At 62.7% G+C, this 23,451-nt stretch carries 24 protein-coding genes, 3 tRNA genes and 1 pseudogene; 20 read left to right on the top strand and 8 right to left on the bottom strand.

Annotated elements, in window-relative coordinates; genetic code table 11:
* Window positions 1–18 precede the first annotated feature (18 nt).
* Together ACT3TS_RS17715 and ACT3TS_RS17710 are read right to left on the bottom strand one after the other, a co-directional pair.
* The gene (locus tag ACT3TS_RS17715) at window positions 19–1,539 is read right to left on the bottom strand and encodes a C40 family peptidase (RefSeq protein WP_444532846.1); all 1,521 of its coding nucleotides are present in this window, start codon (window positions 1,537–1,539) and stop codon (window positions 19–21) included.
* Window positions 1,540–1,703: 164 nt separating this feature from the next.
* On the bottom strand, window positions 1,704–2,111 hold the full coding sequence (locus ACT3TS_RS17710) for a metallopeptidase family protein (protein ID WP_444532845.1): 408 nt from the start codon (window positions 2,109–2,111) through the stop codon (window positions 1,704–1,706).
* Window positions 2,112–2,328: 217 nt separating this feature from the next.
* Between ACT3TS_RS17710 and ACT3TS_RS17705 the strand changes: the two genes are divergently transcribed.
* From ACT3TS_RS17705 to ACT3TS_RS17695, 3 genes are all read left to right on the top strand, one after another.
* Window positions 2,329–2,401, top strand: a tRNA-Glu gene (locus tag ACT3TS_RS17705).
* A 117-nt stretch (window positions 2,402–2,518) separates the two neighbouring features.
* Window positions 2,519–2,592, top strand: a tRNA-Asp gene (locus tag ACT3TS_RS17700).
* Between the two features lie 66 nt (window positions 2,593–2,658).
* Window positions 2,659–2,734, top strand: a tRNA-Phe gene (locus ACT3TS_RS17695).
* A 72-nt stretch (window positions 2,735–2,806) separates the two neighbouring features.
* Here the strand turns inward: ACT3TS_RS17695 and ACT3TS_RS17690 are convergent.
* Window positions 2,807–3,562, bottom strand: a complete 756-nt coding sequence (locus ACT3TS_RS17690) for an alpha/beta fold hydrolase (protein ID WP_444532844.1) — start codon at window positions 3,560–3,562, stop codon at window positions 2,807–2,809.
* Between the two features lie 217 nt (window positions 3,563–3,779).
* On the opposite strand from ACT3TS_RS17690, the pseudogene ACT3TS_RS17685 reads away from it, so the two are divergent.
* From ACT3TS_RS17685 to ACT3TS_RS17635, 11 genes and pseudogenes are all read left to right on the top strand, one after another.
* Window positions 3,780–4,175, top strand: a pseudogene (locus tag ACT3TS_RS17685) (Asp23/Gls24 family envelope stress response protein); the annotation flags it as partial.
* 155 nt (window positions 4,176–4,330) lie between these two features.
* The gene (locus tag ACT3TS_RS17680; RefSeq protein ID WP_444532843.1) at window positions 4,331–4,522 is read left to right on the top strand and encodes a hypothetical protein; all 192 of its coding nucleotides are present in this window, start codon (window positions 4,331–4,333) and stop codon (window positions 4,520–4,522) included.
* Window positions 4,519–4,968: a hypothetical protein gene (locus tag ACT3TS_RS17675; RefSeq protein WP_444532842.1), complete on the top strand. Its 450-nt coding sequence runs from the start codon at window positions 4,519–4,521 to the stop codon at window positions 4,966–4,968. Before ACT3TS_RS17680 ends, ACT3TS_RS17675 begins: the two co-directional genes overlap by 4 nt.
* The gene (locus ACT3TS_RS17670) at window positions 4,965–5,540 is read left to right on the top strand and encodes a hypothetical protein (RefSeq protein ID WP_444532841.1); all 576 of its coding nucleotides are present in this window, start codon (window positions 4,965–4,967) and stop codon (window positions 5,538–5,540) included. The genes ACT3TS_RS17675 and ACT3TS_RS17670 overlap by 4 nt, the downstream gene beginning before the upstream one ends.
* Complete coding sequence (locus ACT3TS_RS17665; RefSeq protein WP_444532840.1) at window positions 5,537–6,157, top strand: hypothetical protein; 621 nt, start codon at window positions 5,537–5,539, stop codon at window positions 6,155–6,157. Before ACT3TS_RS17670 ends, ACT3TS_RS17665 begins: the two co-directional genes overlap by 4 nt.
* 68 nt (window positions 6,158–6,225) lie before the next feature.
* A complete protein-coding gene (locus ACT3TS_RS17660) occupies window positions 6,226–6,555 on the top strand; it encodes a hypothetical protein (protein WP_444532839.1) in 330 nt (109 codons plus the stop codon).
* A 429-nt stretch (window positions 6,556–6,984) separates the two neighbouring features.
* The gene (locus tag ACT3TS_RS17655; protein WP_444532838.1) at window positions 6,985–8,280 is read left to right on the top strand and encodes an ABC transporter substrate-binding protein; all 1,296 of its coding nucleotides are present in this window, start codon (window positions 6,985–6,987) and stop codon (window positions 8,278–8,280) included.
* 324 nt (window positions 8,281–8,604) lie between these two features.
* On the top strand, window positions 8,605–9,636 hold the full coding sequence (locus ACT3TS_RS17650; protein WP_444532837.1) for a carbohydrate ABC transporter permease: 1,032 nt from the start codon (window positions 8,605–8,607) through the stop codon (window positions 9,634–9,636).
* On the top strand, window positions 9,633–10,523 hold the full coding sequence (locus tag ACT3TS_RS17645; protein ID WP_444532836.1) for a carbohydrate ABC transporter permease: 891 nt from the start codon (window positions 9,633–9,635) through the stop codon (window positions 10,521–10,523). Before ACT3TS_RS17650 ends, ACT3TS_RS17645 begins: the two co-directional genes overlap by 4 nt.
* A 3-nt stretch (window positions 10,524–10,526) precedes the next feature.
* The gene (locus ACT3TS_RS17640) at window positions 10,527–10,796 is read left to right on the top strand and encodes a hypothetical protein (protein ID WP_444532835.1); all 270 of its coding nucleotides are present in this window, start codon (window positions 10,527–10,529) and stop codon (window positions 10,794–10,796) included.
* Window positions 10,797–10,841: 45 nt separating this feature from the next.
* Window positions 10,842–11,852 carry a LacI family DNA-binding transcriptional regulator gene (locus tag ACT3TS_RS17635; RefSeq protein WP_444532834.1) on the top strand — a complete coding sequence of 337 codons (1,011 nt, stop codon included), beginning with the start codon at window positions 10,842–10,844 and terminating at the stop codon, window positions 11,850–11,852.
* Window positions 11,853–11,975: 123 nt separating this feature from the next.
* On the opposite strand, the gene ACT3TS_RS17630 is transcribed toward ACT3TS_RS17635, so the two are convergent.
* On the bottom strand, window positions 11,976–12,818 hold the full coding sequence (locus ACT3TS_RS17630; RefSeq protein ID WP_444532833.1) for a hypothetical protein: 843 nt from the start codon (window positions 12,816–12,818) through the stop codon (window positions 11,976–11,978).
* A 3-nt stretch (window positions 12,819–12,821) separates the two neighbouring features.
* Window positions 12,822–13,625: an exodeoxyribonuclease III gene (locus ACT3TS_RS17625; protein ID WP_444532832.1), complete on the bottom strand. Its 804-nt coding sequence runs from the start codon at window positions 13,623–13,625 to the stop codon at window positions 12,822–12,824.
* A 561-nt stretch (window positions 13,626–14,186) separates the two neighbouring features.
* Between ACT3TS_RS17625 and ACT3TS_RS17620 the strand changes: the two genes are divergently transcribed.
* The 3 genes from ACT3TS_RS17620 (at window position 14,187) to ACT3TS_RS17610 (ending at window position 17,327) form a co-directional block, all read left to right on the top strand.
* A complete protein-coding gene (locus ACT3TS_RS17620; protein WP_444532831.1) occupies window positions 14,187–15,506 on the top strand; it encodes a quaternary amine ABC transporter ATP-binding protein in 1,320 nt (439 codons plus the stop codon).
* On the top strand, window positions 15,506–16,360 hold the full coding sequence (locus tag ACT3TS_RS17615) for an ABC transporter permease (RefSeq protein ID WP_444532830.1): 855 nt from the start codon (window positions 15,506–15,508) through the stop codon (window positions 16,358–16,360). Before ACT3TS_RS17620 ends, ACT3TS_RS17615 begins: the two co-directional genes overlap by 1 nt.
* Before the next feature lie 76 nt (window positions 16,361–16,436).
* Complete coding sequence (locus tag ACT3TS_RS17610; protein WP_444532829.1) at window positions 16,437–17,327, top strand: glycine betaine ABC transporter substrate-binding protein; 891 nt, start codon at window positions 16,437–16,439, stop codon at window positions 17,325–17,327.
* Window positions 17,328–17,473: 146 nt separating this feature from the next.
* Here ACT3TS_RS17610 and ACT3TS_RS17605 read toward each other — a convergent pair whose 3' ends face one another.
* Both ACT3TS_RS17605 and nadE read right to left on the bottom strand, forming a co-directional pair.
* On the bottom strand, window positions 17,474–19,219 hold the full coding sequence (locus ACT3TS_RS17605; protein ID WP_444532828.1) for an AMP-binding protein: 1,746 nt from the start codon (window positions 19,217–19,219) through the stop codon (window positions 17,474–17,476).
* A 74-nt stretch (window positions 19,220–19,293) separates the two neighbouring features.
* Complete coding sequence (gene nadE, locus ACT3TS_RS17600; RefSeq protein WP_444532827.1) at window positions 19,294–20,115, bottom strand: ammonia-dependent NAD(+) synthetase; 822 nt, start codon at window positions 20,113–20,115, stop codon at window positions 19,294–19,296.
* Window positions 20,116–20,177: 62 nt separating this feature from the next.
* Between nadE and pyrE the strand changes: the two genes are divergently transcribed.
* Both pyrE and ACT3TS_RS17590 read left to right on the top strand, forming a co-directional pair.
* Complete coding sequence (gene pyrE / locus ACT3TS_RS17595; protein WP_444532826.1) at window positions 20,178–20,744, top strand: orotate phosphoribosyltransferase; 567 nt, start codon at window positions 20,178–20,180, stop codon at window positions 20,742–20,744.
* 269 nt (window positions 20,745–21,013) lie between these two features.
* On the top strand, window positions 21,014–21,640 hold the full coding sequence (locus tag ACT3TS_RS17590) for a thymidine kinase (protein WP_444532825.1): 627 nt from the start codon (window positions 21,014–21,016) through the stop codon (window positions 21,638–21,640).
* Between the two features lie 22 nt (window positions 21,641–21,662).
* Here ACT3TS_RS17590 and ACT3TS_RS17585 read toward each other — a convergent pair whose 3' ends face one another.
* Window positions 21,663–22,169, bottom strand: a complete 507-nt coding sequence (locus tag ACT3TS_RS17585) for a GNAT family N-acetyltransferase (RefSeq protein WP_444532847.1) — start codon at window positions 22,167–22,169, stop codon at window positions 21,663–21,665.
* Between the two features lie 224 nt (window positions 22,170–22,393).
* Here ACT3TS_RS17585 and ACT3TS_RS17580 point away from each other — a divergent pair, with 224 nt between their 5' ends.
* The gene (locus ACT3TS_RS17580; RefSeq protein WP_444532824.1) at window positions 22,394–23,440 is read left to right on the top strand and encodes a hypothetical protein; all 1,047 of its coding nucleotides are present in this window, start codon (window positions 22,394–22,396) and stop codon (window positions 23,438–23,440) included.
* The last annotated feature ends 11 nt before the right edge of the window (window positions 23,441–23,451 follow it).

The raw sequence follows: 23,451 nt of genomic DNA, 5'->3' as shown, positions 1-23,451 counted from the left end.
GCAGCTCCCTGCGCCCGGTTAGTACCTGGCCGCGTAGGGGTACAAGCTCATGCCGGACATCCACGAGAGGGACGTCACTCCCAGGGGTTGCTGCGGACTCAATGCCTGCACCACCTGGTTGTTGCCGATGTAGATGGCGATGTGGCCGAACCGGCCGGTACCGTCGTCGTCGAAGACCAACAGGTCCCCATACCGCATCTCTGACAGCGGCACGCGCGTCGGAGCCGCCCAGAACTGGTCGGTGCCCTGGCGCGGCACTGAGATGCCTGCGGCGGCAAATGCCTGCTGCACGAGCCCGGAACAATCAAAGGCGTTGGGACCGTTGCCGCCCCACTGGTAGGGGCTGCCAATCTTGGACATGGCGTAATCAACCATGACCTGAATGTACGAACCGGCCGGTGGGGCCACCGGTGCCGGCGGGGTTGTCGGTGCGGGCGCGGGTGTCGTCGGTGCCGGCTCGGGAGCCGGCGCCGGGGCCGGAACCTCGGGTGCCGGTGCGGGTGCGGGTGCCTTGGGAACCTCCGGAGCGGGCTCGGGTTCCGGGGCTGGCGCTGCGGGTGCCGCCGGCGGATTGGGTGCCTGGGTGGCGGGGGCCGGCGGGTTCGGCACAACATCCGGGACCACTGGATCTGCTTTTGGTTCCGGCTCGGGTGCCGGGGCGACGGGTTCAGGGGTGTTGGCGGAGGCTTCGATTTGCTTCTTCAGTGCGGCTTCCTGTGCCTGCCGGGCCAGCTCATCAACGCGGGCGCCTTCCAGGGCGACGGAGGTGTTGTGCAGGGCTGCCATGCGGTCCAACAGGACGTCCCGCTGGGCCTGGTTTTCAGCCACGACGGCGGACTGGGCGTCGGCCGCTGACTGGGCCTTGGTGCGTGAGGCCTCTGCCGCGGCGATGGCTGCATCCGCTGCATTGCGGGACTCCACGGCCAAGGCATCCAATGCTGCGGAGGTCGCGGCGGACGCCTCGGCCGCGTCGAAAGTTTCTGCCCGGTTGGTGCTCAACGCCATCAGCGTCGTTGCCTGGTAGATGGCGTCGTCCGCGTCGGAGCTGGTCAGGAAGCTTTGCATGCTGAGGTCGAGTCCGCCGTTCTTGTACAGGCTGCCGGCCAGCTGCCCCAGCTGGGCTTGGGCTTTCTTGCGGGCGCCGGCAGCCTGATCAGACTTGGCCTTGGCAGTCTGCGCCTCAGCTTCCCGCTGTTCCAGCGTCACCAGGGCGTCGGTGTAGGAGCTGTTGGCACCCATGGCGACAACGGTTGAGGCCTGCAGCCTGTCGTTGGCGGAACTGATGATCGCATCGAGCTGGGCCGAAGCGGCTGCGGTGGCGGCCTCGGACTGCTTGGCCTTGGCGATGTCATCCTGGCTGGGAATGGAGGGACTGGACGGGCGCAGCGAGAACTGTTCCAGCGCCGTCGTGCTTAAAGGGACGGTACTTAAAAGGGGGGATTGCCACGGGGCTGCGAGGGCGGGGGAGAGGAATGCTGTTGAGACCAGAACGGCACAGGCCAGTGCCGTGGTGCCGCGAACCAAATAGCGCGTAGTCATCCAATTGCCTTACTGCAGATCGGTAGGTAAATGGTGCGTTGTTGCGGGCCGCGGGGCCGGGCAAGTTTTCGCGCGCGCATTTACACAGCTGATCAGACCCTACGGCCCCGGAGAAGGCTTGGCAACACGGGCAACATCAGCAACTTGAATCACATTGGTGTCATTCAGCCCCAGCCGAGTTCGTGCAGGCGGTCGTCGCTGATACCGAAGTGGTGGGCGATCTCATGGACCACTGTCACGGTGATTTCATGGACAACCTCGTCGCGGCTGTGGCAGATTCCCAGGATGGGCCGGCGGAAGATGGTGATGCGGTCGGGCAGGGACCCTGATCCCCACCACGAGTCACGTTCGGTCAGTGGCGTGCCTTCATACAGTCCCAGCAGCACGGTGTCCGGGTTTTCGCCGGGAGCCGGCACGTAGTCGTCGGAAGTGAAAATCGCCACATTGTCCATCTGTGCGCGGATGTTTTCGGGGATTCTGGCGATGGCAGCCTGCACGGCGGCATCAAATTCATCCTCGTCCATGGTGAAGGGGCCAAAGGAAGGGATGCCGGCGAGTGGATTTTCATGCATGCCCCCAGCCTAGTGAATTCGGCTTGAAATGGCCGTTCCGGGGCGGTTTTTGGGCAGATGTGGGGGTTTGGCCGGCGCCCCGGCAGCCAATTCCGGATGGGCCGGACGGAGGCGTGGGATGGCCGTTTTGTGTTCTGGTGAAATAGGCCCTATAGTTTTTGGAGTCCACTTCAAACCGAAGCGCTGGAAACAACGCGGCGGCCCGAAGGATGACTAGGCCCCCATCGTCTAGCGGCCTAGGACACCGCCCTTTCACGGCGGCGGCACGGGTTCGAATCCCGTTGGGGGTACTTTGCGAGTGACTGGTAAGCCGGGCAATAAATTGCTGGTACGCTATAACTCGTGAAAATCACGCGAAAGCGTTGGTTGAAACACACAGCAGTAATGAATAATGCAGCAACAAGTATGGCCCTGTAGCGCAGTTGGTTAGCGCGCCGCCCTGTCACGGCGGAGGTCGCGGGTTCGAGTCCCGTCAGGGTCGCTTTGGTTTTCTTGATCAGTTCGCTGGTTCGAGGAGATCTGGTGACGAGGATTTTCAGATCACCAAGGCTCTGTAGCTCAGTTGGTAGAGCGTTCGACTGAAAATCGAAAGGTCACCGGATCGACGCCGGTCGGAGCCACCAGTAAGACCCCGAGAAATCGGGGTCTTTCTCGTTTCCCGGACAGTTCTCCATGCGGCCGATGGTGCAGCCGGTTCAGCCGTTCTCAGTTCCAGGGGTTCCCAGCCACGAACTCAACAGCTCATTAAACTCAGCCGCCGCGGCCATGGGAATTCCGTGGGCGACACCCGCCACGCTTTCAAAGCGGCCGTTGGGCAGTTCCCTGGCCATGCGCTCCAAATTTGTGATCATTGCCTTTTGTTCATTCTCTCCGGCCAGCAAAAGGGCCGGATGGGTGGAACGGGTAAATGCAGCCGGGACCCGAAACGAGAAATTGGCGTGCATCAAATTCCGCAATGATTCCCTGTGCATTGCGCGGGAAAGCTCAAAGTATGCCTCAAAATCATGTTCGCCCACATACAACTGTTTCGCCTGGGCGCGGGCAAAGCTCCGCAGCCGTGCCAGCGGAGCCGCGGCTGCGGAGAGGGCTGCCAGTGATGCGGCGTGACGCCAGGGCAGCACCACCGAGCTGACAATGACAGTTCCGGCGACCCGGTCCGGATGGGCGGCGGCAAGCTCCATTGCCACCTGGCCGCCGACAGAAAAGCCGATGACCCGCACGTCGCCTTGCAGCGCGTCGAGATTGATCTGCTCCGCAACGTGGCGGGCGGCGTCGGCGTGCGTCGTGTACCGTCCTGATCCTGTTGGGCTGTGGCCGGGCAGGACGGGCGTATGGATGTGAAAACGGCCTTCAAGGAATTCTTTTTGGGCCCGCCACATCCACGGCCCAACCCCGCCGCCGTGAACAAAGACCAGATGGCCTTCGGGCGCCTGTGCCGGTGAATTGTTCATGGGACCATCCTCGCAGCCAGCCGGTGGACGGGCAGCTGGCCCGCGATGCATGCCAACAGAAGGGCTCGCCGACCCACTGGAGACCACTGGAACCCAGGATCGGGATACAGTCGGCCTGACTGCGCAACGTTTACAAGTGACCACGGACTGTACCGGCGTTGCCCCGGAAGTTTGCGGTGCATAGGCTTACCGTAAGAGAAACAGAAAGGGCGCGTTCATGGACCCGCACAATCAAGCTTCACCGGCTTCGGCCACCATCAGCCCGGACGACACCCAGGGCCGCACAGTCATTGCTGAGACAGCGGTGGCCAAAGTTGTTGGTGTTGCTGTCCGTGGTGTTCCCGGCGTCCATGCACTTGGCTCCGGTGCTTCACGATCCCTTGGTGCCATTCGTGAAGTTGTCGGTGCCACCGACCTCACCCAGGGTGTGCGGGTGGAGGTCGGCGAGTCTCAGGTGGCCGTGGATATCGTCTTGTTGGCAGAGTACGGCTACCCGCTGCAAGCATTGGCCAACACTGTGCGCCGTGCCGTCTACGCTGCGGTCGAAGAATTGGTGGGACGCAATGTCATTGAAGTGAACATTGAAATCACGGATGTTTTCATCCCCGGTCCAGACACTGAAAAACCCGTGACACGCCCCCGCCTGGCTGACCGTCTGGGCGCAGGGGCCAGGCCGGCTGCCGGTGAGCCGGCACGCGTCGATTCAGTACCGTCAGCTCCGCCGGTGATCGGAAGCAGCAGCAATCCAATGGAAGCAGGGGAACAGCCGTGAATCTCAGTGTGGTGTGCGCAGCATTTGGCGCGTTTTTGGCGTTCATGGCCTTTGCCTTTGGATTCTGGGGCTTTGTTGTTGCGGCAGTCTTCATTGCGGTCGGCGCGTTTGTGGGGCGTGCCGCGAGTGGAAAGCTTGACTGGCGCGGTGTCCTCGATGCCCTGACTGGACGGCGCTCGTCATCGTGAACGGTGCCCCGGCACATAAGCCGGCCGCAGCCGGAACCACTCTGGGCAAGCCAGCCCCGAACAATGAACGCCAGGAAACGGACCTGGTGAAATCGACTGAGTTTGCCGGACACAACCGCATCAGTGCCCAGGCGCTTACCTCCGTGGCCAAGGTGGCCGCCGCAGAGGTGCTTGCCGTGGCTCCCGCGCAAGTGCGGGTGGGTTGGTCCGACGACGCGGGCGCACTGGCGCTCTCCGTCTCGTCGGCCATGGGCGCGCCCTCACTGAACGAGGTGCGTCGGAACCCCGAGCGGGTGGCGCACAGCGGCGGCAGCATCCTGGCCCGCGCGACGGCCGCCAAGTCGCTCATACTGGCCCAGGTCGAGCAGCTGACGGGGTCACGCCTGAGCCGGGTTGATGTGCGGATTTCCGGTCTGTTGACGCGCGACGACGGGCGCGTCCAGTGAGTGCCTTCACGCAGCGGGTGCTGCGCAGGGAAACCCACTCGCCGCGTTCCGGCCTGGCCGTGGCTGCGGCAGTTGTGGTTGCGGCAGCGGCCGTGTACTGCCTGTTGGAGATGATGCTGGCCGCGCTGGGCCAGCCCACCTGGCTGGTCGACCCGATCTTGGCGGCCCGGTGGATTGCCGAGCTGCCCGGTCCCTACCCGCCGCTTCTGCTCGGCACCGCCGGGGTCCTCATTGCGCTTGTGGGCCTGGTCCTGCTGAGCCACGGGGTTCTGCCGGGACGCCGGGCACGGCACGTGATAGCCGACCCAAACGTGGCCATTGTTGTCGATGACGAGGTCATCGCCTCTGCGCTTGCCAAGTGTGCCCGCATGGCGGCAGGCGTGACCAGGGAGCAAGTCGTCGTGGTGGTTTCGGCCCGACTCGTCCAGGTCAACGTCCGCCCCACTTCCGGGATCATGCTCTCGGAGTCGGGCATCAAGGCAGCCGTTGAGGCCCAGCTGGCCACCATGGCCCTGGACCCCGCCCCGGCCGTCGTTGTGAAGCTGGCAGACAGCGGGGTGATCGGGGTATGAACGGCACACCTCGCGGGTTCAACAGATTCCTGCTGAGTCTCCTTGGCCTGCTCCTCCTCGTTGGCGGTGCCGGTTTGGCGACTGTCTCAGCTGCCCCCGCCGCCGCCCGGTGGTGGCAGAACTACGCCGGCGCACAGGTCGCCTGGCTGGCCGCCTTGGATGCGCGCACCAAGCTGCAGATGACCTCGCAGAGCTGGATCTGGCTGGTCTGCGCCGTCTTCTTCCTCGTGGTGGTGATCGTGATGATTTCCTGGATCGCCAACCAAGGCAAGGGCCGCGCCGGCACCTTGCTTGACTATCAAGGAAACGCGGACGACGACGGAGCCGCCGGTGCAGTCAAGCTCAGTTGCGCTGTGGCCGAGCAGGCACTGAAAAGCGCGTTGCTGGAACGCACCGACCTGTACGGCGTCTCCGTGACGAGTTATGACTTCCGCAAGAAGACGGCCATCAAGGTGCGGGTGCTCCCGCGGCCAGGGGTCGCACCGCAAGAGGTAGCCGCCGACATCGTGGAAATGGTGGCTGTCCTGAACGAACTGCTGGGCATGGAGGTCCCTGTTCTCCTCAGCATCGGTGCAGGAGCAAGATCGCGGTTCACGAAAGCTGAAAGAGTCCGCTAGTCTCATTTCATCATCCCCTTGGGTATTTCTCGTCCGGGGGCCCGCATCGACGCAACACGGAGGGCATCATGACCGAGAACAACGCCGGCAACCCGGCTGAACGATCAACAGAAGCTGCCAGCAATACGGGCGCGGAAGCCGTGGACAAGGCCAAGGACTTTGCCGCGGATGCCGTGGAGAACGTCAAGGATTTTGCCGGCGATGCAGCGGACAAAGCCAAGGATTTCGCGGGCGACGCGGGCGAGAACATCAAGGAATTCGCCGAAGATGCGGGTGAAAACATCAAGGAGTTCACCGAAGACGCGGTGGGAAACGTGAAGGAATTTGCCGGCGACGCCGCAGAGCACGCCAAGGGGTTCGGCGCCAAAATCGCCGGGCTCTTCAAGCACGACAAGTAAACACTCCGGAAGGATCCGGACCATCCGAACGAATCGGACCAACTGAACGATCCGCAAAAGGCGGTGGCTGCCACACGGCAGCCACCGCCTTTTGCGTGGCTGCCCGGGGATCGGCGACTGTCGCGCCTCCCCGGACCATACCCGGGCCTCCGCCCAACCAGTCCCGCGCCCATGCTCACGCCCGGCACCCATCGCGGGCTCGCCGTCGTGCTTCCCCGGCAGGCAGGGCCGGCGCCGCGTCCGGCATCCGGTGCAGTCCGACAACCGGTGAAAAACCGTCGTCCCGACCGTCGTGAAACAAACAGGTAACGAAATGATGTAAGCGCTTGCGCATTGGCGGCGAATGTTACTAGTGTGAGCTACACCACTCAATGGCGCGCCTTGGAACTACGTGCCGAAACCCGAAAATTTCACTTGAGGAGAATGAGCATGGGAAACAAGATTTCAAGGATGTACATGCCACTGGCGGCTGCCGCAGCGCTCACCCTGGCCCTTTCCGCGTGCGGCGGCGGGACAGGCGGTGGCGGCGGAACCGGCGGCGAAGGGGGCGCGGCCTCGGAGAACCTCGACGGCCGCGGTCCCATCACGTATGTGCAGGGCAAGGACAACTCCGACGTGGTCCGCCCGCTGCTTGAGAAGTGGAACAAGGCACATCCGGATGAGAAGGTCACGTTCAAGGAACAGTCGGACAATGCCGACCAGCAGCACGATGACCTTGTGAAAAACTTTCAAGCGAAAAACGCCGACTACGATGTCGCCAGTGTCGACGTCATCTGGACGGCGGAGTTTGCCGCCAAGGGTTGGTTGCAGCCCTTGAAGGACACCCTGAAGGTGTCCACGGAAGGCATGCTGCCGGCAACGGTGGAAACCGGTACGTACAAGGATGTGCTGTACACGCTCCCGCAAACCTCCGACGGTGGCTTGCTCTACTACCGCAAGGACCTGGTCCCCAACCCGCCCAAGACGTGGGAGGAAATGATGGGCATGTGCTCCATCGCCAAGGACAAGGGCATTGACTGCTATGCCGGACAGTTTGCCCAGTACGAGGGCCTGACGGTGAACGTTTCCGAGGCCATCAACAGTGAGGGCGGCCAAATCGTTGACAAGGAAGGCAAGGCCACGGTGAATTCGCCGGAAGCCAAGGCCGGCCTGGAGAACTTGGTGGACGCCTACAAGAACGGAAACATCCCGAAGCAGGCGCTGACCTACCAGGAGGAGCAGGGCCGCCAGTCGTTTGAGGCCGGCAAGCTGATGTTCCTGCGCAACTGGCCGTATGTGTACAACCTGGCCAAGACTGACGGATCCTCCACAGTGAAGGACACCTTCGGGGTTGCCCCGCTGCCCGGCAAGGACGGGCCCGGCGCATCGACCCTTGGCGGCCACAACATGGGTGTGAGCGTGTATTCCAAGAACAAGGCCACGGCCAAGGATTTCCTGGAATTCATGACCACCGAAGAGACACAGAAGTTCTACGCCACCCAGGGATCCCTGGCGCCGGTGCTGGCTTCCTTGTACGACGACGCTGACCTCATCGCCCAGCTGCCGTACCTGCCAGTGCTGAAAACCTCGATTGAGAACGCCGTTCCCCGTCCCGTGACGCCGTTCTACCCGGCTGTCACCCAGGCCATTCAGCAGAACAGTTTCGCTGCACTGCAGGGAAGCAAAACCGTTGACCAGGCCTTGACCGACATGGAGGCGGCCATCGGCACGGCGGGCGCCAAGTAGCCAACCCCCGGCCCCGGTCCCGAATGACGGGACCGGGTCGGGCCGGTGGGATCGGGCCAAGCCGGTGCCGATTGCGAACTCCGGCCCCGCCAGTTCTCAATCCGCCAGGGCAGACGGTGGGTGTCAGGCCATGCGCAGGCTGGCAGACCCGGGCGGTTTGCACGACAAGCTAGCCCAGCAAGTTTGCCCGGCAAATTGCCCGGCAAGTTTGTACGGTCCGAATAGTTTTTGCGCGCGGCACCACCCCTGCGGGACCGGTGCCGCGCAGCCGCACCACCCCGCTGGCGGTGGCGCACACCAACGAACGTGGTGAAAGGAGCAGGCATGTCGACACATGTGGATCCGGAGGCCCGGCGCAAAGGAGCGCGGGGCGGGCCCGGGAACAGCAAGGAAGTGGGAGCTGACCGCAAGGAAAAGACCCAGGGCCGGCTGGCAACACTGCTGATAATTCCAACAATGATCGTCCTGGCGATTGTGATCCTGTACCCGGTGATCAACGCAATCATCATGTCGCTGGAACAGGATGAGGGGCTGGACCCGGTCACGGGAACCTTCGTGGCAGGTGGTTTTGCCGGATTCGCAAACTACATCCACTGGCTGTTCCAGCAGTGCCAGTCGGCAAGCGGGGAGACAGTCAGCTGTCCGCCGGGAACACTGGGGGCGCAGTTTTGGTCCGCCACCGGAGTGACGTTCTTCTTCACAGTGGTGACGGTGTTCTTTGAAACCATTCTGGGGTTCTGGATGGCCCTGATCATGGCCCGCACGTTCCGGGGCCGCAGTGTCCTGCGTGCGGCGGTGCTGGTGCCGTGGGCCATTCCCACAGCCGTCACGGCAAAGTTGTGGTTTTTCATCTTTGCCTTTGATGGCATCGCCAACACCTTGTTCAACACCTCGATCCTGTGGACGGGCAGCGAGGGCCCGGCACGGACTGCCATCATCATTGCCGATATATGGAAAACCACCCCGTTCATGGCCCTGCTGATACTGGCCGGCCTGCAAATGATCCCATCGGACATTTACGAGGCAGCCAAGGTTGACGGTGCCTCCGCGTGGCAGCGGTTCCGGTTGATCACCCTGCCACTGGTCAAACCTGCCTTGATGGTTGCCATCTTGTTCCGCACCCTTGACGCACTTCGCATGTACGACCTGCCGGCGATCATGACAGGAGGCGCCAACGGCACCACAACGCTCTCAATTCTGGTGGTCAACCAAATCCGGATTGGCTTCAATTCGGCAGCAGCCCTGTCGACCATCACGTTCCTGATCATCTTCATAGTCGCATTCATCTTCGTCAGGTTCCTGGGTGCCAACGCCGTTGAATCCGCCAGTGGCGGAGCAAAGGGGAAGCTGAAATGAGCACCGCAACGCAATCCGTGAGCGCACACACTGCGGCCGCCAAGGGCGTTGCCCGCAAGCGCCAGCGCTGGGCCAGTTCCCGCACCTACATCAGCGCCGCCGTCATTGTCATCTGGTGTCTGTTGCCATTTTATTGGATGGTTGTCACGGCCTTCCGGCAAGTTGGGTACACCTTCGACCCGACACCCTTTTTCACCCACGTCACGTGGGACAACTTCGCAACAGCGTTCTCATCCGAGATGGGCAACCACCTGGACAGGGCGCTGCTGAACTCGCTCTTCGTTTCAGGTGTCACCACAGTTGTTGCACTGTTGTTTGGCGTGTTTGCCGCTTACGCACTGGCCCGGCTGAATTTTCGCGGGAAATTCCTGGTCCTGGGCGTTGTCCTGGGAGCCTCCATGTTCCCCGGCGTGGCCATCGTGACACCGTTGTTCCAACTGTTCACGAACATCAACTGGATGGGCACTTACCAGGCGTTGATCATTCCCAACATTTCCTTTGTGCTTCCGCTGACGGTGTACACACTGACATCCTTCTTCCGGGAAATGCCATGGGAGTTGGAGGAGGCGGCCCGCATTGACGGCTGCACAGCGGGGCAGGCATTCCGCAAGGTCATCATGCCACTGGCTGCGCCAGCGGTTTTCACAACAGCCATCCTGGCGTTCATCGCAGCATGGAATGAATACCTGATCGCCAGCATCCTGTCCAACGACACCACGCAAACGGTCACCGTGGCGATTGCCAGCTTCGCCGGCGCCCAGCCGCACCAGGAGCCGTACACGGCAGTCATGGCGGCAGGCACCGTGGTGACCATTCCTCTGGTGATCCTGGTGTTGATCTTCCAGCGCAAGATTGTCGCCGGACTCACAGCAGGGGCGGTGAAGTAGGCCATGGAACGCCCCACACGCAAGCAGCCGACGAAACCCAACGGTCTGCATATCCCCACGACCAAACAAAAAAGTGGTGAAGACTTTGACATCATCATCGGATTTCTCGGCTTCTGGGCGGTGCTGCTCTTTGGTGTGACCGTCTGGCTGGAGGTGACGGGGCAGCCGGCATTGATCTGGGCGCTGGGATTGCTGCTCGTTTGCTTGGGACTGTGGGGCATGATCCGGCTCCGCAGGAAACTCCCCAACAGGCGCGGCCGGCGGCCCCAGTAGACAAACCCCCGCAACACCGATGACGAAGGACTGCAAGGAGGCGGCATGGGAGTCAGCATTGACGACGTCGCAGCACGTGCAGGGGTGTCAACCGCCACTGTCTCACGTGCGCTCCGGGGTCTGCCGCGGGTCAGCCCGGCCACGCGGGAACGTGTCCTGGCTGTGGCGCAGGACCTGGGGTATGTGCCCTCACCCTCAGCAACCCGATTGGCGACGGGACGGACAAAAACAGTGGGCGTGCTCGTGCCGTTCATCGACCGTTGGTATTTTGCGCATGCCTTGGAAGGGATCGACCAGGAACTGCGTGAACACGGCTACAACCTGATGCTTTTCAGCCTCGGAGGCTACCAGCACGGGCAACGGCGCCGGTTTTCGGAGCCAATGGTGCGCAAACATGTTGACGCGCTGGTGGTCCTGTGCCTGGGACTTTCCGGCGTCGAACTTGAGGAGCTGAAGCACGCACACATTCCCCTCATAGCCGTGGGCGGTCCCGTCGTTGGCTGCCACGGTGTGCACATCGACGATACTGCCGCGGCCACCGAAGCCACCCAGCACCTGATCGATCTGGGACACCGCGCCATCGGGCAGCTGCGCGGAGGAAGCAAGGACGAAAAGAACTTTATCGTCCCCGTGCTCCGGTCACGGGCCTTTGAGGCCACCATGCACCGGGCCGGACTGCAGGTGCGGCCCGAATGGAACGTTGCCGGCAACTTCACCGTCCTCGAAGGCGTGGCCGCGGCGGGCCGGCTGTTTGATCAGCCCGGCGAACGGCCCACAGCCGTCTTCTGCGGATCGGACGAGATGGCGTTGGGACTCATGTTTGAGGCGCGCCGGCGCGGCATCCGCATCCCGGCGGACCTCTCCGTGGTGGGGATCGACGACTACGACTTTTCCGGGCCCGCAGGACTGTCCACGATTGCACAGAAACCCATTGACCATGGCCGCGTGGCGGCGCAAATGTTGTTGGCGGAACTGAACGGCAACACCGGAGCGAGCCAGGAAAGAATCATGCCGATTAACCTCGTTCAGCGTGAAACCACCGCGCCCCCGCGCTGAGAAGTCGGGCCCACGCGTCCGGGGTTCCCTGGCCGAGCGAAGCGAGGTTAGGGAGGACGTGGGTGGGCCCACGCGTCCGGGGTTCCCTGGCCGAGCGAAGCGAGGTTAGGGAGGACGTGGGGACTAGCTTGCCCGGGCCAGCTGCCTGATGGGCATCCAGCGGTTGGCCAGCCTGCGGTAGGCGGCCGCCGCGCCGGTGAAATCTCCCTCGGCCAGGCACTGCAGCCCCATGTGCACGTCGGCGGGGGAATCGTCGGGATGGACCCTGTTGGCCACCGGGCCGTAATCGAGCTCCACCACTCCGCCGTCGGCAAAGCCGCCCAACCAGCGGCCGAGGTCCTCGAGCTCGGAGAACAGGTCAAGGTCGGGCGCCATCTCGGCGAGCATCAACAGCATCCGTTCGGCCCGGCCCACGGCAATCGACAGCGGCACCTGGATCCGGACCGTCAGGATCCTGCCGTTGGACTCAACCACCTCCATACGGTCATTGGCATAGACGAGAATGAACCAGCTGAAGGGGATGCCCCACGTCGACGACCGTGTTTGCAGCGCCATTTCCAGCTGCGGGGCGGCCGTGGCGCGGGCAAGGTCAAGTGCCCACTCCTCCTGGGGAAGAACCAAGGTGGCCAGTTGTTCGAGGTTTCCCGCCAGTAGTTCGGCCGTGCCGGCAACGGATCTGGCAACCACCTGGTTGGGTGCGTAGAGCAGCGGTTCGCCCTCTCCCAGGGTGAGCGTGCGCACCCTGTCCCCGGACGTCGTCGGAAGTGGATTGGGGCGGGCACGGCTCACCCGGGACAGCGAATCCGCAAGCTCGGTGGCATCAACGCTGACGGCGTTCTGTTCGGGCCCCACCCGGCTCTGCAGGTAGGCGAACTCGGCCTCGGTGTAAGCCTCGCGGGGCAGGTAGACGCGCAGGCTCGAGACGAAAGGGAGCTGCACCCCGCCCAAATACAGCCCGTCCGGCATGGCTCAGCCCAGCTCCACAATGACAGGGGCGTGGTCCGAGGCGCCCTTGCCCTTGCGTTCCTCGCGGTCGATTTCAGCGGCGGTGACCCGGGCAGCGAGGGCGGGGGAGGCCAGCACGAAGTCGATGCGCATGCCTTCCTTTTTGGGAAAGCGCAGCTGGGTGTAATCCCAGTAGGTGTAGACCCCGGGGCCCGGGTGCAGGGGACGCACGACGTCGGCAAAGCCTGCCGCTTCAAACGCTGAGAAGGCTGCCCGCTCGGGTTCGCTGACGTGAGTCAGGCCCTGGGTGCGGAAAAAGTCGATGTCCCAGACGTCGTCGTCCTGCGGGGCGATGTTCCAATCGCCCGTGAGCGCAATCTGGGCGTTGGGGTCGGCGGCCAGCCAGCCGGCGGCCTGGTTCTTGAGCTCGTCGAGCCACTGGAGCTTGTAGGGCATGTGCTCGTCGTCGAGGGCACGGCCGTTGGGGACGTACAGGCTCCAAATGCGCACGCCGTTGCAGGTGGCGGCGATGGCGCGGGCCTCCTGGACGGGATCCTTGCCGCCCTTGCCGAAGGCCGGCTGTCCCGAGAAGGTGCGCTCCACGTCCTCGAGGCCCACACGGGAGGCGATGGCCACGCCGTTCCACTGGCTGAAACCAAAGTGGGCCACCTCGTAGCCGTTGTTTTCAAAGAGTTCCCAGGGGAAGTTCTCGTCCTTGCATTTGGTTTCTTGGATGGCGAGCACGTCGGCATCGGTGCGGCGCAGCCACTCCTCCACACGGTCGGCGCGGGCACGGAGCGAGTTCACATTCCAGGTAGCAATCTTCACGTCTCCAAGCTATCAAGTTAAGCCGGGCAGGGCCCGCGGCCGCCGCAGGGGACTCTTGGGAATTGTGGGCAGGGACACTGCCGCGGCCCCGCCGGGAGCTGCATTCAGTTGCCCAGGGTTACAAAACGGTAACTCTTGTGCGGCCCGGTGCGCGGCCGCAAATGGAGACATTGCTTTCCTTTGGCGCCTAATAGTGCCCAAATTACGCTGGTAGCGAACGTCGGTTTGTTAGGGTGGGAAGCGAACCAGTAGACCGACAAGCCTGCGGGCAACTGCCATACAACTTCTGCGACGATGACGAATCATCGTCGCATTTGCATGCGGCAGCCAGACACAGGCCGTCGAACTGGCGGTAGGGATAGCTTCCCATTGCCTGCCCTGAGGGTGGGACCGTCTTTCCTTGCAGCCCCGGCCGGGGCATGCGGGAAGCGAAGAGTTTGACGCGTAACAAACGCCTGCAGCACGAGATCACTAATTGCAGCGTTCAGGATCCACTGCACTAGGTGGGTTCCGAACCGCTGTGTAGATGGGTACTACGTGTACGAATCCAAACAAAACGACGTGAAACAGCACGATACGGCGGATCTGGCCGGAAAATCGGCCGGGGACGGCACTGCGCTGAGTGTCAAGAATGTTTACAAGGTCTTCGGCAAGCGCCCCACCGAAGTTATCAAGCGCCTCAAGGGCGGCAAGAAACGCGATGAATTGACCGCGCTCGGGACGGCGGCTGTCATTGACGCGTCCTTTGATGTTAAAAAAGGCGAAATCTTTGTTGTCATGGGACTGTCCGGCTCCGGCAAGTCCACGCTGATCCGCACCCTGAACGGGCTGTGGGCGCCCACCGAGGGCTCGGTCGTCATCGGCGGCACAGACATTTCAAAGATCAGCGACAAGGAACTGCGCCGCGTGCGCCAGCAGAAGATCTCCATGGTCTTCCAGCACTTCGCGCTCATGCCGCACCGCACGGTGCTGGAAAACGCCGCCTACGCACTTGAGGTCCAGGGTGTGGCCAAGGCTGACCGCCTGGCCCGCGCCGAGAAGATCCTTTCCCTGGTGGGACTTGAAGGCTGGGGCGAGAAGTACCCCGGTGAGCTTTCCGGCGGCATGCAGCAGCGCGTTGGCCTGGCCCGTGCCCTGTGCGCCGAGACTGACATCCTGCTCATGGACGAGGCGTTCTCCGCGCTCGACCCGCTGATCCGCCGCGAAATGCAGGAACAGCTGGTGCTGCTGCAGTCAGAGCTGGACAAAACCATTGTCTTCATCACCCACGACCTCAACGAGGCCATGTTCCTGGGTGACAGGATCGCCGTCATGCGTGACGGGGAGATCGTGCAGATCGGCACCCCGGATGAGATTCTCACCAACCCGGCGAACGACTACGTTGCACAGTTTGTGCAGGACGTGGACCGGACCCGCGTGCTTACGGCAGGCGGCGTGATGGAACCCGCGCTTGCCGTTGTGAACCTCTCCGGCGGCCCCCGCAACGCCCTGCGCACCATGCGTGACCTGCAGGTGTCCGCCGCATTTGTGGTGGACCGCCGCCGCAATTACCTGGGCACCGTGCGCGATCGTGACGTCATGACGCAGGTTGAAGCGCACAGCTCCGACTTGAATGCCGTGGTCCGCAACGGCATCGAACCGGTCAGCCCGGACACCGCCTTGAATGACCTGTTTGGCCGCGCAGTGGAGAGCCCCATTCCGCTTCCCGTGGTTGACGACGCCGGACGGCTGGTGGGCGCGTTGCCGCGAGTGACGCTGCTGGCTGCGCTGGGCAACGTGCCTTCCACCACCGGGGAATTCCCTGTGGTTGATGCCGTCGCTGCACCCATCCCCGAACAAGTTGTCACCGCCGCGTTGGCGAAGACCGAAGGAGACGCATAGTGGAATCGAATTTTAGAATCCCGCTGGGCGAGTGGGTTGAGGTTGGCCTTGACTGGCTGACCACCACCTTCGACAGCGTCTTCGACATCATCCGCAGTATTTTTGTTGGTGCCTACGACGGCCTCGACTGGTTGCTGACAACACCTCCCTTCTGGGTCATTATCGTAATTTTTGCCGCGATTGCCTGGTGGGCGAGCGGTTGGAAACTCGGTGTGGGCACGGCAATCAGCTTCACCATCATCGTTGGCGTGAACCAATGGGAAAACGCCATGGATACGCTGGCCCTGGTGGCCATCGCCACCGTCGTGGCCGTGGTGATCAGTATTCCGCTGGGTATTTGGGCGGCAAGTTCCAACCGGGCGTCAGGAGTCATCAAGCCCATTTTGGACTTCATGCAGACCATGCCTGCCATGGTTTATCTGATTCCGGCCCTGGTCATGTTCCGGGTGGGCGTGGTGCCGGGCATCATCGCCACAATCATCTTCGCCATGGCCCCGGGCGTCCGCTTCACCGAACTGGGCATCCGCGGGGTGGACAAGGAAGTGGTTGAGGCCGGGCATGCCTTTGGCTCAAGCCCCGGACGAATCCTGCGCCAAATCCAGCTGCCGCTGGCCCGGCCCACCATCATGGCCGGCATCAACCAGGTCATCATGCTCTCGCTGTCCATGGTGGTTATCGCCGGCATGGTCGGCGCCGGCGGCCTGGGCGGGGACATTGTCGCCGCCTTGAACCGCATCGACGCCGGACTCGGCTTCGAAGCGGGCATCGCCGTGGTGATCGTCGCGATCTTCCTCGACCGGGTGACGGCCAGCTTTGGCTCCAACAGCAGCCGGAAGCCCAGCAAGAGCGCCTAAGACCAACTGAACCAAAAGATTTGCAAACCAATCGCGGCAGCCATGAATTCTGGGCTGCCAATGAAAGGAATGAACAATGAACAAGAAATTTATGGGTGTTGTGGCCATGGCGGCAACACTGGCACTGGGCCTGACCGCCTGCGGCTCCGGAAGCGACGCCGCAACGGTGGAGAACGGTGACAAGCAGGACCTGAAGGTTGTCGTGTTCAACGGCTGGGATGAGGGCGTAGCCGCATCCGAGCTGTGGAAGGCGATCCTCACCGAGAAGGGCTACAACGTCGAACTGGAAAACGCCGACGCGGCACCCGTCTACTCGGGTCTTTCCGCCGGCGACTACGACGTTGTGCTGGACACCTGGCTGCCCGTCACACACAAAACCTACATCGAAGAATACGGCGACAAGCTCGTCGACCTGGGCTCATGGTACGACGATGCCAAGCTGACGATCGCCGTCAACGAGGACGCCCCGATCGACTCGCTGGATGAGCTGGCAGCCAATGCCGACAAGTTCGGCAACAAGATCATCGGCATTGAGCCCGGCGCCGGTCTGACCGAAGCCACCACCAACGAGGTCATCCCCGGCTACGGTCTGGACAAGATGGACTACATCACGTCCTCCACCCCGGCCATGCTCTCCGAGCTGAAGACGGCAACGTCCAAGGGTGAGAACGTAGTTGTCACCCTGTGGCGCCCGCACTGGGCCTACGACGCCTTCCCCGTGAAGGACTTGAAGGATCCCAAGGGCACGCTGGGCGCGACCGAAGGCATCCACAGCTTCTCACGTGTGGACTTTGACAAGGACTACCCCAAGCTCAACGGCTGGCTCAAGGACTTCAAGATGGACTCCAAGACGCTGTCCTCGCTGGAGAACGTCATGTTCAACGGCGAAAAGACGGACGACTACACCGAAGTTGTGAAGAAGTGGATCGGTGAAAACCAGGAATACGTGGACTCCCTGACCGCGTAGCCTGCTTCCGGCGGTGGGCGGACCCCTCGCGGGCAGTAAGATTTCCTCGGCCGCGAGCGGCCTTCCGAAATCCATCCCCGCTCCGGGGCCCGGCCACCGCCTCCCAACGCTCCCTCAGTGCACAGTCACTGAGGGGGCGTTTTGGGTTAACTGGGGAAGTCTGACTCCAGATATTCCTTGTTGGTCATGGTTGCTTCCTTGGTGGAACCAGTGCCGTGGCGGGCTTCTTCGTTGGCACGCAGCTCCACGCGGCGGATCTTGCCGGAAATGGTTTTGGGCAGCTCAGCAAACTCCAGCCGACGGATCCGCTTGTAGACGGGCAGGTGCTCGCGGCAGTAGGCAAAGATGTCCCTGGCCGTGTCGTCGTTGGGCTCATAGGCGGCCGTCAACACAATGTAGGCCTTCGGCACGCTCAGGCGCAGCTCATCAGGCGATGGCACCACGGCCGCCTCGGCCACGGCCGCGTGTTCGAGCAGCACGCTCTCCAACTCAAAGGGAGAAAGCCGGTAGTCGGAGGATTTAAAGACGTCGTCGCTGCGGCCAACATAGGTCAGGATCCCGTTCTCGTCCCGGCTGGCCACGTCCCCGGTGTGGTAATAACCGCCGCGGAAGGCTTCAGCGGTCTTCTCCAGGTCGCCAAAGTAGCCCCTGGTGAGCCCCACGGGGGCGGGGTTCAAGCGCAGGCAAAGCTCGCCGTCGTCCGCTTCCTCACCAGTGAACAGGTCCACAAGGACCACGTCATAGCCCGGCAGCGGGCGGCCCATGGAACCAATTTTCACCGGCTGGCCGGGCGTATTGGCGACCTGCACGGTGGTCTCCGTCTGGCCGAAACCGTCCCGGATGAGCTGGCCCCAGGCCCGCTCGACCTGGCCGATGACCTCGGCGTTGAGCGGCTCGCCGGCGGAGACCACCTTGGTGGGCGGGTGCTTCAGGAGCGTGAGGTCGGCCTGTATGAGCATGCGCCAGACGGTGGGCGGGGCGCAGAAGCTGGTGACGTGTTCGGCGTCCATCTGGGCCATGAGGGCTGCGGCGTCGAAGCGCGCGTAGTTGTAAATGAACACGCAGGCTTCGGCGATCCAGGGCGTGAAGACGTTGGACCAGGCGTGCTTGGCCCACCCCGGAGAGGCGACGTTCAGGTGCACGTCGCCGGGCTCCAACCCAATCCAAAACATGGTGGAGAGGTGGCCCACGGGGTAGGACGTGTGCGTGTGCTCCACCAGTTTGGCTTTGGACGTGGTGCCGGAGGTGAAGTAGAGCAGCATGGTGTCATCGGCCAGTGTGGGGGCGTCCGGCGTGAAGTCCACCGGTGCGGCCGCCGATTCCGCATAGTCAAGAACGGGCCTGTTGGCGGCGGTTGCTGCACTTGCCGTGTTTCCAGTGCTGCCCAGTCCGACGGCGACCAGGGTGTAGTCGCCGGGGACGTCGGCGAACTTGGCTGCGTCCTCTTCGCGTGCGCTGACCCAGCGGGCCTTGCCGCGTTCGACCCGGTCGCGCAGATCGGCCGGGCCCATCATGGTGGTGGTCGGGATCATGACAACTCCGAGCTTGATGCAGGCCAGCATCAGCTCCCACAGCTCAACCTGGTTGCCCAACATGATGATCATGTGATCGCCGCGCCGAATGCCTTTTTCGCGGAGCCAGTTGGCCACCTGATTGGACCGGAGAGACAGGTCCTTGAAGCTGCGCCGGGTGGATGTGCCATCCTGTTCCACGATTACCAGTGCGGGATTGTTGGCCGTGACCGGGTCCTGGCCGAGTTTGTCGGTCCAGTCGAGGGCAAAGTTGAACTCGGTGAAGCGGGGCCAAACAAATTCGCGCTGCGCGCGGGCGTTGTCCAGACGCATGCCAAGCAATTGGTTGCGGGCTGCGCGGAATTTCTCAGTGACGTTCATGGTGTCCACCTCTCGGCTTCATTGCCGGTGTTTGAATTATTCTGAATATACGCCCGGGGCCCGCAATGGGGCTGCTAATTCCACCAGTCGTCGAGCAGCGAGACCGGGGTGGTGCGCTTGTGCCGGCTCTGCAGGAAGCGGCGTTCGATGGCCTGGGCTGCCGCCTCGGGGATGGCGCTTCCTTCGAGATAGTCGTCGATGTCGTCGTAGCTGATGCCGAGTTCGTCTTCATCGGTGCGGCCGGGGACGCCGTCGAGCAGGTCTGCGGTGGGCGCCTTGTTCCAGAGTTGTTCGGAGGCGCCCAGGTGTTTGAGCAAGGCCCTGTTCTGGCGCTTGTTCAGGGTGAACAGCGGGAGAATGTCTGCGCCGCCGTCGCCGAACTTGGTGAAGAAACCTGTGACCGATTCGGCGGCGTGGTCGGTTCCGATGACCAGCAGGCTGTCCTGGCCGGCGAGGGCATACTGGGCGATCATGCGGCTGCGGGCCTTGATATTGCCCTTGTTGAAGTCGGTGACGTCTTCCGTGGCCGTCTTGGCGAACTCGGCCTCAAAACCGTCCACGGCCGGTGCGATGTTGAAGGTCCGCTCGGTTTTCGCGTTGATGAATTCGAGCGCTGCTTGTGCGTCATCTTCGTCGTGCTGCACGCCGTAGGGCAGGCGGACGGCAATGAAATTCGCGTCCAGGCCCTCGTCCGCAAGTTCCTCCACGGCCAGCTGGGCCAGCCGCCCGGCCAAGGTGGAATCCAAGCCGCCGCTGATGCCGAGCACATAGCCCCTGGTGCCGGTGGCTTTCAGGTAATCCTTCAGGAATTTGACCCGCCGTGCGATTTCCGCGGCCGGGTCAATCGTCGGCTGGACACCAAGTTCTTCAATGATCCGTGCTTGTAGTTCGCGCATGTGACCAGCGTATCCCGTCCTTGTTTCGGCGGTGTTGCGTGCTCGCAATTACAATGAAACCCATGACTTCCACTCTCGCCGCTGACCGCGCCCGCCTGCTCGAACTCGTCAAGGAACTCGCCGTGGTTCACGGCAAGGTGATCCTGTCCTCCGGCAAGGAGGCCGACTACTACATCGACCTGCGCCGCATCACCCTCCACCACGAAGCTTCCCGCCTGGCCGGCCGCGTCATGCTGGCCATGCTGGACGACGCCGGAATCGAGTTTGAGACTGCCGGCGGCTTGACCATGGGTGCAGACCCGGTCGGCACTGCACTCATGCACGCAGCAGGCGATGCCGGTCGCCCGATCGACGCTTTCGTTGTTCGCAAGGCGCAAAAGTCCTACGGCATGGGTCGCCAGGTTGAGGGCCCCGGCGTTGACGGGCGCAAGGTTGTTGTCCTCGAGGACACCTCCACCACCGGCGGATCTGCGCTGGCCGCTGTTGAAGGCGTGCGCAAGGCAGGCGGCAACATTCAAGCCGTGGCCGTCATCGTTGACCGCGACACGGGCGCGAAGGAACGCATCGAAGCCGAAGCCAACATCCCGTACCTGTTCATCTTCGGCAAGGACGAACTCGGCCTGGACTAATCCCGGGGCCCTCCCACCGTTCGCAGGCCCGCGGCGGGGCCCTCGGTCGCGTGGGCCCATCCACGGTCTCCCACCGCTCGCGCGCTGGTCCAAGGCGTCGGCGGTGGTGCCTGTGATGATTGTGGCCGCCCATGAACTCAGGCATGCAACACTTCCTTTGATGTGAAGTTCCGTGCGGTTGCACATTGTCCAATTCCGATTTCACAGCCCGCAGCAGAGCATCAGTACCGATCCGTAACTTTTTTGATCCAGCACTTGAAAGGAATGTTTTGTCGAAGCTGTATTTTCGCCACGGCGCCATGAACTCGGGCAAGTCGACGGGTTTGTTGCAGGCTGCGTTCAATTATGAGGAACGCGGCCAGCGGGTTCTGCTGGCGAAGCCTGGCGTGGACACCAAAGGTGAGAACGCGATTGTTTCGCGCCTCGGCGTCCGCCGGGAAGTGGATTTCGTCATCCCTCCGGGTGCCGACGCCCGCGCGTTGTTTGCCACTCAGGTTGTTGGCGACGACCCCGATGCGCTGCTCCAACACGTGGAACTGGCGCCTGTCGCCTGCCTGCTCGTGGACGAAGCCCAGTTCCTCGATCCCGCCCAGGTCGACGATCTATTCCGGATCGCGGTGCTGGACGGGGTGCCCGTGCTGGCCTACGGACTCCGAACCGACTTCCGCACCCGCGCGTTCCCAGGGGCCGCACGGTTGCTGGAAATAGCGCATTCGCTGGAAGAACTAAAAACCATTTGCCGGTGCGGCCGGAAGGCCATGTTCAACACCCGCCGGGTCGGCGGCGAGATCGTGTTCGACGGCGAACAAGTCGCCATCGAAGGGTCCGAGGTCTGGTACGAATCGCTCTGCGGCACCTGCTATCTGCAGGAATCCGGCGGACAGCTGGGCGCCTGAGCGGGCATCCCCAGGCGCGGGGTTAGGGCTTCGGTTCCAGAATGCGCTGGAAGAGGATGTGGTCCTGCCACTGGCCGGCAATTTTCAGGTATTGGGGCGCGAATCCGTAACGGCTGAAACCGTTGTTCGCCAGAACCTTTTGCGAGCGTACGTTGTGCGTAAGTGTTTCCGCCTGGAGCCGGTGGAGACCCAGTTGGGTCGTCGCGTATTCGGCGGCTTCCCCAACGGCGGTGGTGGCCAGTCCGGCGCCGGTTTCATGCTCACTCACCCAATACCCGAGGCTCGCTGATTGGAAGGCTCCGTGGACAATCCCGTTGATGTTCAAGCGCCCGGCAATTGAGCCGCCCGGGTTGAGGATTACCAGCGGCACCATACCGCCGTTCTCGCAAGCCTCCAGTGCGACGCGGGCGAGCTCTGTTTGCTTGCCCACACTGAAGAAATCGTCGTCTCGCAACGGATCCCATTGACGCAGGAACTCGCGATTCCTGACCAGGAGCTCCGTCAGCTCTTCGACGTCCGATGGTTGCATCAATCTGGTGGTGGTGCCCGTGGCGCACTTCCTTTTCTCGTAGTTGGGTCACCAGCATAACCGGGCCAGACGGCAGGCTTTGGCTCGCGGGATCGGAATCACCGGGCGGCAGCTTGCGCGGGCGCTGCCGGGGGAGTTGTCCCCATCGCGGTACCTTGTGGAGTCCTTATAGGATCGAGGGAAAGCGTTGCTTGTAGCTGCTGCGCGGAAGAAGGAGCCTCCACATGTCCATGCCACCACCGGTGCCGGGTCCGCCCGAACAGAATCCTGACCCCAATGCGGAGCAGCCGCCGCAGCAGTCCCAGCACCCGGACCGGGACCAGTACGGCCAGCCCCAGCAGTGGCAGCAGCCCGATCAGCCGCAGTACCCGGGCCAAGCCCAGCCTGAGCAGTATGGTCAAGTTGGCAATGGTTGGTCGCACCAGCAGCCGCAGTACGACCAGTCCCAATACGGCCAGCCTCAGCAGGGGCAACAGCCGCAATACAGCCAGCCACAGTACGGGCAGCCGCAGCAGAACCAGCCCCCGTACCCAAGCCAGCCCGAGTTCGGGCACGGGCAGCCTCCCGCAGCTCCCTATGCCCAGCCGTATTATGGCGTGCCGGGTGGCATGCCGCCGGCTCCCAAAAAGAAGTCAGTGCTGCCATGGGTTCTTGGCGGCGGAGCGGTCCTGTTCCTGGCCCTGGTAATCGGGGCGGGGTTCTTGGTTGCGGGCGTTGTTGGTGGCGGCAACAAGGCGGACATGGTGGATTCCACCACGGTCGCCGCTTCCTTCAAATACCCGGAGGGATGGATTGAAAACGGCCAGAATGTCACGATCATCAAGGATGACGGCAGCCAGCCTGACGAGCGTTTCAACGCCATCAACCAGGAGAAGGACGCCACGGCCCTTCTGACGTACGAGGCGGGCGCCAAACCGGACGGCGAGGTCACGCAGGAGAAAATTCACGCCGCCATTGACCAGGGTTTTCAAGCGCAATTGGACGCCACGCAGGAAGACCTGGTCTATTTCCGTGCCAGTTCGGGGTTCGGCTGCCTGGAGGACTTCAACTACACGCAGGAGCCGTCCCTGGTGGAACGGGACGGCATGTACGGGTACAGCTACGGCTACACCTGCGAGAGCTACCAAGGCAGGGTCGAAGGTCAGTATTTTGTTGCCTATGATGCGTCAGGGGTCTCGCATCGGATGACGGTGGAGGCGCTGCAAGCCGAGTGGGACAACCACAAGGCAACCTTGACCGAGATCATCCCGTCGCTCAAACCTGCGGCTTAATCGGCCGTGGC

This window comes from Specibacter sp. AOP5-B1-6 (assembly GCF_052376555.1).
GTDB lineage: Bacteria > Actinomycetota > Actinomycetes > Actinomycetales > Micrococcaceae > Specibacter.
This window is presented reverse-complemented; position numbering and strand designations above follow the sequence as displayed.